Source organism: Rhodopseudomonas sp. WA056, from assembly GCF_010906995.1.
GTDB classification, from domain to species: Bacteria; Pseudomonadota; Alphaproteobacteria; order Rhizobiales; family Xanthobacteraceae; genus Rhodopseudomonas; species Rhodopseudomonas palustris_G.
In genome coordinates, this window is sequence record NZ_QPFS01000186.1 from 1 (window position 1) to 6,273 (window position 6,273).

Genomic DNA, 6,273 nt, shown 5'->3' on the forward strand with positions numbered 1-6,273 from the left:
AATCCGGTGGAACGATGCGGAGCGCGCCGCCGGCTGCGGTCAGCACGCCGGCATTGGCGAACTGGTCTTGATCGAGCGCGCCGGGCAGTGGCACCAGGATGCCGGGCCGGCCGATCGCGGCGAGTTCGGCGACGGTGCCGGCGCCGGAGCGCGACACCACGAGCTGGCTCGCGGCGAGCCGCTGCGGCAGATCGGTGAAAAACGGCGCCAGCTCGCAGGTCAATTGCAGTCGGTCGTACACCGCACGGACCCGGGCCATATCCTCGTCGCGGACCTGCTGGGTCAGCACCAGCCGGCCCAGCAGCGCCGGATCGAGTTTCTCCAGCGCCGGCGGCACGATGTCGGCCATCACCCGGGCGCCCTGGCTGCCGCCGAACACCAGCACCCGCAGCGGTCCGCCAGCGGCAGGCGGATCATAGGCGACGGTCGCGGCATCGGCGACGGCAGGACGGATTGGATTGCCGGTATTACTGATCTTGGACGCCAGCGCCGGCCAGACGGTCTCGTGGCCGGGAAAGCCGGTGGCGATGGCGTCGACCCGCGGCGCCAGGAAGCGGTTGGCTCGGCCCATCACCGCGTTCTGCTCGTGGATCAGGGTCGGCACCTTGCGCCAGGTCGCAGCGAGCAGCGGCGGCAGCGTCGGATAGCCGCCGAACCCGACCACCGCGGCCGGCTTCAGCCGCCCGATCAGATTGAAGGCCAGCAGCGCGCCGGAGCCGAGCTTCAGCGCGGTCTTCGCCAGCGCCCACGGTGTCCTGCCGCGCACCGTTTCGCTCGGCACCACATCGGTGGTCTCGGCGGTGAACAGCCCGCTGTAGCGGGTGGCGCGATGATCGGTGACCAGCCGGACGCGGTAGCCGCGCCGGATCAGCACCGCGCCGAGCGCTTCGGCCGGAAACAGGTGGCCGCCGGTGCCGCCGGCGGCGAGCAGGATCAGGGGGGCGTCGGTCATGGCCTCACGCGTAGCTTCCCGCCGCCTCGATCGCATTGACCTCGGTCTTGGGCCGCTGCCTTGTCAACGCCAGCATCATGCCGACGCCGTAGGCCAGCGACACCATCGACGAGCCGCCGTAGGAGATGAACGGCAGCGTCATGCCCTTGGCGGGGATCAGTTGCAGGTTCACCGACATATTGATCGACGCCTGAACGCCGAACAGGATCGCCAGTCCCGACGCAGCGAAGCGCGAGAACAGGTCTTCGCTGCGATAGGCCCGCGACAGCGTCCGCAGCACGATGAAGGCGAACAGCGCCAGCAGCGCCAGACACAGCACGATGCCGAATTCCTCGCCGGCCACCGCGAACACGAAATCGGTGTGGCTGTCCGGCAGGTTGCGCTTGGCGATGCCTTCGCCGGGCCCGAGGCCGAACCAGCCGCCGTTGCTGAAGGCCTCGCTCGCCATGTCGACCTGGAAGGTGTCGCCGGAGGCGGGATTCATGAACCGCTTGATGCGGCCGGCGACGTGCGGGACGAACAGATAGGCGGCGAACAACCCGCCGGCCGCGACGCCGGCGAGCCCGAACACCCAGATCACCCGCATCCCTGCGATGAAGAACAGCGCGCCCCACACCATCAGCACCAGCATCGTCTGGCCGAAATCCGGCATCAGCACCAACAGCGACACCAGCGTCAGCAGCAGCACGATCGCCATCGAGGTCGCCGGCATTTCCGGCCGCCGCGCCGCTTCCGAGAACAACCAGGCGGCGAGCACCACGAACGACGGCTTGGCGATCTCGGAGGCCTGAATGTTGACGCCGAGCAGCGTGATCCAGCGCCGCGACCCCTTCACCTCCGGCCCGAACAGCAACGTCACCACGATCAGCACGATCGCCAGCGCGAACACCACCAGGGCGGTCCGCCGGATCTGCCGCGGCGACAGGAACGACACGCCGATCAGCACGATCAACGATGGCGCCAGGAACAGGACGTGGCGGTTGAAGAAGTGGAACGGATCGAGCCCGATCCGGGTCGCGACCGGCGGCGACGCCGCCAGCGACAGGATCACGCCGGCCAGCAACAGCGCGATCAGCGCCACCAGCAGCACGCGGTCGACGGTCCACCACCATTCGCTGAACGGGGTGCGTTGGTCACGGGAGATCATCGGCGATCCTGGGCAAAGAGATCGCCCATTGGTGCGCCCACGTGGTTGCCACGGGGTTAATGCTTTGGGGCGGAATTGAGATGTGAATGGCGGCCCCATCCCCATCCCACACTCCGCCGTCATCCCCGCGAAGGGCGGCTGGGTCGCCCGCCTGCGCGGGCGATGACGCGGCGGATTGGGGCGGGCTTCACACCACCGCCGCAACACCATCCAGCGCCGTCACCAGCTCGCGAAACCTGGTGCCACGGATCTCGAAATTGCGGAACTGGTCGAACGACGCACAGGCCGGCGACAGCAGCACAACCGGCTCGGTCAGCCCCGACGCCGCGGCATCGCGCGCGGCGGCCGGCACCGCGGCTTCCAGCGTCTCGCTGATCTCGTACGGCACCCGGCCCTTCAGCGTGGCGGCGAATTCCTGCGCGGCCTGGCCGATCAGGTAGGCTTTGCGGATGCGCGGGAAATACTCGGCCAGGCTCTCGATGCCGCCGGTCTTCGGCTTGCCGCCGGCGATCCAGAAGATCTCGCCGAACGACGCCAGCGCCTTGGCGGCTGCATCGGCATTGGTGGCCTTGGAGTCGTTGACGAACAGCGTCGTCCCGTTCTCACTGACTTGGCGGCCGACCTGCTCCATCCGATGGGCGAGACCGGGGAAGCTGCGCAGTCCCTGCTGCAACTGCTCCGGCGATACCCCGAGCGCCAGCACCGCAGCCGCGGCGGCGGCAGCATTCTGCGCGTTGTGCAGCCCGCGCAGCGAGCCGATGCCGCCGAGCTTCGCGACTTCGGCGGATGCGCCTTCTTCCACGCGGCGAATTGCGTCGAGATCGGCGGTGATGCCGGACGTCACCGGCCCCTGCACCGACATCCGCACCACGCGGTTGCCGGCGCGTTCGATCCGGTCGGCGGCGGCGCGGCCGAAATCGTCGTCGACGCCGATGATCGCGGTGCCGCCGTCCTGCACGCCGGCCACCAGCCGCTCCTTCACCGCGGCGTAGTTCTCGATGGTGCCGTGGCGGTCGATGCGATCCTCGGTGACGTTGAGCAGGATGCCGACGGTGGGATCGAGCGACGGCGTCAGGTCGATCTGATACGACGACATCTCGATCACGTGGACGCGGCCGTCCTTCGGCGGCTCCAGCGACAGGATCGCGGTGCCGATATTGCCGCCGAGCTGGGTATCCCAGCCGGCCTCGCGCAGCAGATGCGCGATCAGCGCGGTCGTGGTCGATTTGCCGTTGGTACCGGTGATGGCGACGAACGGCGCACGCGGCGCATGCGCCCTGCGCTCGCGGCAGAACAGTTCGACGTCGCCGATCACTTCGACGCCGGCCTCCTGCGCCTTCAGCACGGTCCAATGCGGCGTCGGATGCGTCAGCGGCACGCCGGGCGTCAGCACCAGGGCGGAGAAATTGGTCCACGGCAGATTGCGCAGATCGGCGGTGATGAAGCCGGCCTGCGCCGCCTCGACCATGCGGTCGAGATTGTCGTCGCACGCGATCACTTCGGCGCCGCCCGCCTTCAGCGCATGGCAGCTCGCCAGCCCCGACCCGCCGAGCCCGAACACCGCGACCGAGGCGCCGGCGAAGGAGGTGACGGGGATCATGCTGACGCTCCGACTACAAGGACGACCTCATCCTGAGGAGCGCGCGCCAGCGCGCGTCTCGAAGGATGATTATTTGGCACATCCTTCGAGACGCGGCCCTGCGGACCGCTCCTCAGGATGAGGCTGTGCCTACTCGATCGCATTAACAACGTCACCGCAGCTTCAGCGTCGACAGGCCGGCGAGCGCCAGCATCACGGCGATGATCCAGAACCGGATTACGATCTGCGGCTCGGTCCAGCCCTTCTGTTCAAAGTGGTGGTGGATCGGCGCCATCTTGAACACGCGCTTGCCGGTCAGCTTGAACGAGGCGACCTGCACGATCACCGACACCGCTTCCAGTACGAACAGCCCGCCGATCACCGCCAGCACGATCTCGTGCTTCACCGCGACCGCGATCGAGCCGAGCATGCCGCCGAGCGCCAGCGAGCCGGTGTCGCCCATGAAGATCGAGGCCGGCGGCGCGTTGAACCACAGAAAGCCAAGCCCGGCGCCGAGCAACGCCCCGCACAGCACCGCGAGTTCGCCGGTGCCGGCGACGTAGTTGATCTGCAGATATTCGGCGAAAACCGCGTTGCCGGCCAGATACGAGATCAGCCCGAAGCTCGCCGCGGCGATCATCACCGGCACGATCGCGAGGCCGTCGAGGCCGTCGGTCAGATTCACCGCATTGCCGGCGCCGACCACCACGAAGGCACCGAACGCGACGAACGCCCAACCGAGATTGAGCATCACTTCCTTGAAGAACGGAATCACCAGCGAGCTCGACAGCGGCGCGCGGCCGAGCCACACTAGGGCGAAGCAAGCCGCGCCGGCGATGGTGAACTCGATCAGCAGCCGGGTGCGGCCGGAGATGCCGGCATGGGTCTGCTTGGTGACTTTCATGTAGTCATCGTAGAAGCCGACGAAGCCGAAGCCGAGCGTCACCGCCAGCACGATCCAGACATAGGGATTGAGCGGATTGGCCCACAGCACGGTGCCGACCGTCAGCCCGGACAGGATCATCAGGCCGCCCATGGTTGGCGTGCCCTTCTTGGAAACGAGGTGCGATTGCGGGCCGTCGGTGCGGATCGGCTGCCCCTTGCCCTGCCGCAGCCTGAGATTGTCGATGATCCAGGGGCCGAACATGAACACGAACAGCGCCCCGGTCACCATCGCGCCGCCGGTGCGGAAGGTGATGTAGCGGAAGACGTTGAACGCCGGAAACGAGCTGGACAGGTCGATCAGCCAATAGAGCATTCAAGCCGCCTTATACCGCAGCGTCGTCGCGCGCGGCCTTGCCGGGGAAGCGCTTTTCGATCGCATTGATAATCGTTTTCATGCGTGAACCGAGCGAACCCTTCACCATCACGGCGTCGCCGGCGCGGATCGCAGCGACGACCTGGGATTCGAGCGCGGTCGCGTCGCCTGCATAGCCCCCCCGTTTGCCGGAGGAAAGGGCGTCCCACAAATTGCGCATCAACGGACCACAGCAGAACACCAGGTCGATACCGTTGGCCCGGACCGCCGCTTCCAGACCGCGGTGCAGTTCCCCGGCGGTCGGGCCGAGCTCGAGCATGTCGCCGAGCACCGCGATCCGCCGGCCCTGCGCCCCGATCTCGGCGCGGCCGAGCACGCCCAGCGCCGCCGCCATCGAGGCCGGATTGGCGTTGTAGCTCTCGTCGATCAGCGTCGCCTCGCCGGACCCGATCGGCAGCGCCTTGCGCGCCCCACGCCCCACGGCGGGTTGCACCTGCGACATCGCCAGCGCGGCGAGCGCGAGGTCGGCGCCGACCAGCTCCGCCGCGGCCAGCACCGCCAGCGAGTTCAGCGCCATGTGCCGGCCCGGCATGCCGATCTTGTAAGTGACGTCGTGGCCGAGAATGCTGGCGTGCACCGCCGAGCAGTCGGCATGCAAGGCGACGTCGAGCAACCGCGCATCGGCGGCGGGATCGGTTCCGAAGGTGACGATGCGGCCGACATTGGCACGCAGCGCATTGGCACTGAGCCGATCGAACATCGGCGTGTCGCGGTTCAGCAGCGCGATGCCGCCCGGCTCGAGCCCGCTGAAAATCTCCGACTTGGCGTCGGCAATGCCTTCGACGCCCGAGAAGAATTCCAGATGCACCGGCTCCACCGTGGTGATGATCGCCACATGAGGTCGCACCATCTTGACCAGAGGTTCGATTTCGCCGGCGTGATTCATGCCGATTTCGAACACCGCGTAGCGCACGCCCGCCGGACAGCGCGCCAGCGTCAGCGGCACGCCCCAGTGATTGTTGAACGACGCCACCGAAGCGTGGGTCGGGCCTTGGGCGCCGAGCACACCGCGCAGGCCTTCCTTGGTCGAGGTCTTGCCGACCGAGCCGGTCACGGCAATCACCTTGGCCGACAGGCGCGAGCGCGCCGCGATGCCGAGTCGGCGCAGCCCTTCGAGTACATCGTCGACGACGAGCAGCGGCGCGTCGGCAGCAAACTTGTCGCGCTGCGCCTTCTCCACCACTGCCAGCGCGGCGCCGGCATTCAGTGCCGCAGCGACGAAATCGTGGCCATCGTGGACGTCGCCGCGAATCGCGAAATACGCGTCACCCGGCGCC

5 protein-coding genes are annotated in these 6,273 nt (G+C 67.8%); all 5 read right to left on the reverse strand.

Annotated features, from left to right (window positions below; translation table 11 throughout):
* Nucleotides 1-952, reverse strand: a 952-nt coding sequence (locus DU475_RS22675; RefSeq protein WP_164633399.1) for a UDP-N-acetylglucosamine--N-acetylmuramyl-(pentapeptide) pyrophosphoryl-undecaprenol N-acetylglucosamine transferase, incomplete at its 3' end; no start/stop codon positions are given.
* A 4-nt stretch (nt 953-956) separates the two neighbouring features.
* A complete protein-coding gene (ftsW, locus tag DU475_RS22680; RefSeq protein ID WP_013501580.1) occupies nt 957-2,099 on the reverse strand; it encodes a putative lipid II flippase FtsW in 1,143 nt (380 codons plus the stop codon).
* Nucleotides 2,100-2,286: 187 nt separating this feature from the next.
* Nucleotides 2,287-3,699 carry a UDP-N-acetylmuramoyl-L-alanine--D-glutamate ligase gene (gene murD / locus DU475_RS22685; protein ID WP_164633400.1) on the reverse strand — a complete coding sequence of 471 codons (1,413 nt, stop codon included), beginning with the start codon at nt 3,697-3,699 and terminating at the stop codon, nt 2,287-2,289.
* Nucleotides 3,700-3,850: 151 nt separating this feature from the next.
* Nucleotides 3,851-4,936: a phospho-N-acetylmuramoyl-pentapeptide-transferase gene (mraY, locus tag DU475_RS22690; RefSeq protein ID WP_013501578.1), complete on the reverse strand. Its 1,086-nt coding sequence runs from the start codon at nt 4,934-4,936 to the stop codon at nt 3,851-3,853.
* Nucleotides 4,937-4,946: 10 nt separating this feature from the next.
* A partial coding sequence (locus tag DU475_RS22695) for a UDP-N-acetylmuramoylalanyl-D-glutamyl-2,6-diaminopimelate--D-alanyl-D-alanine ligase (protein ID WP_164633401.1) occupies nt 4,947-6,273 on the reverse strand: 1,327 nt, incomplete at its 5' end.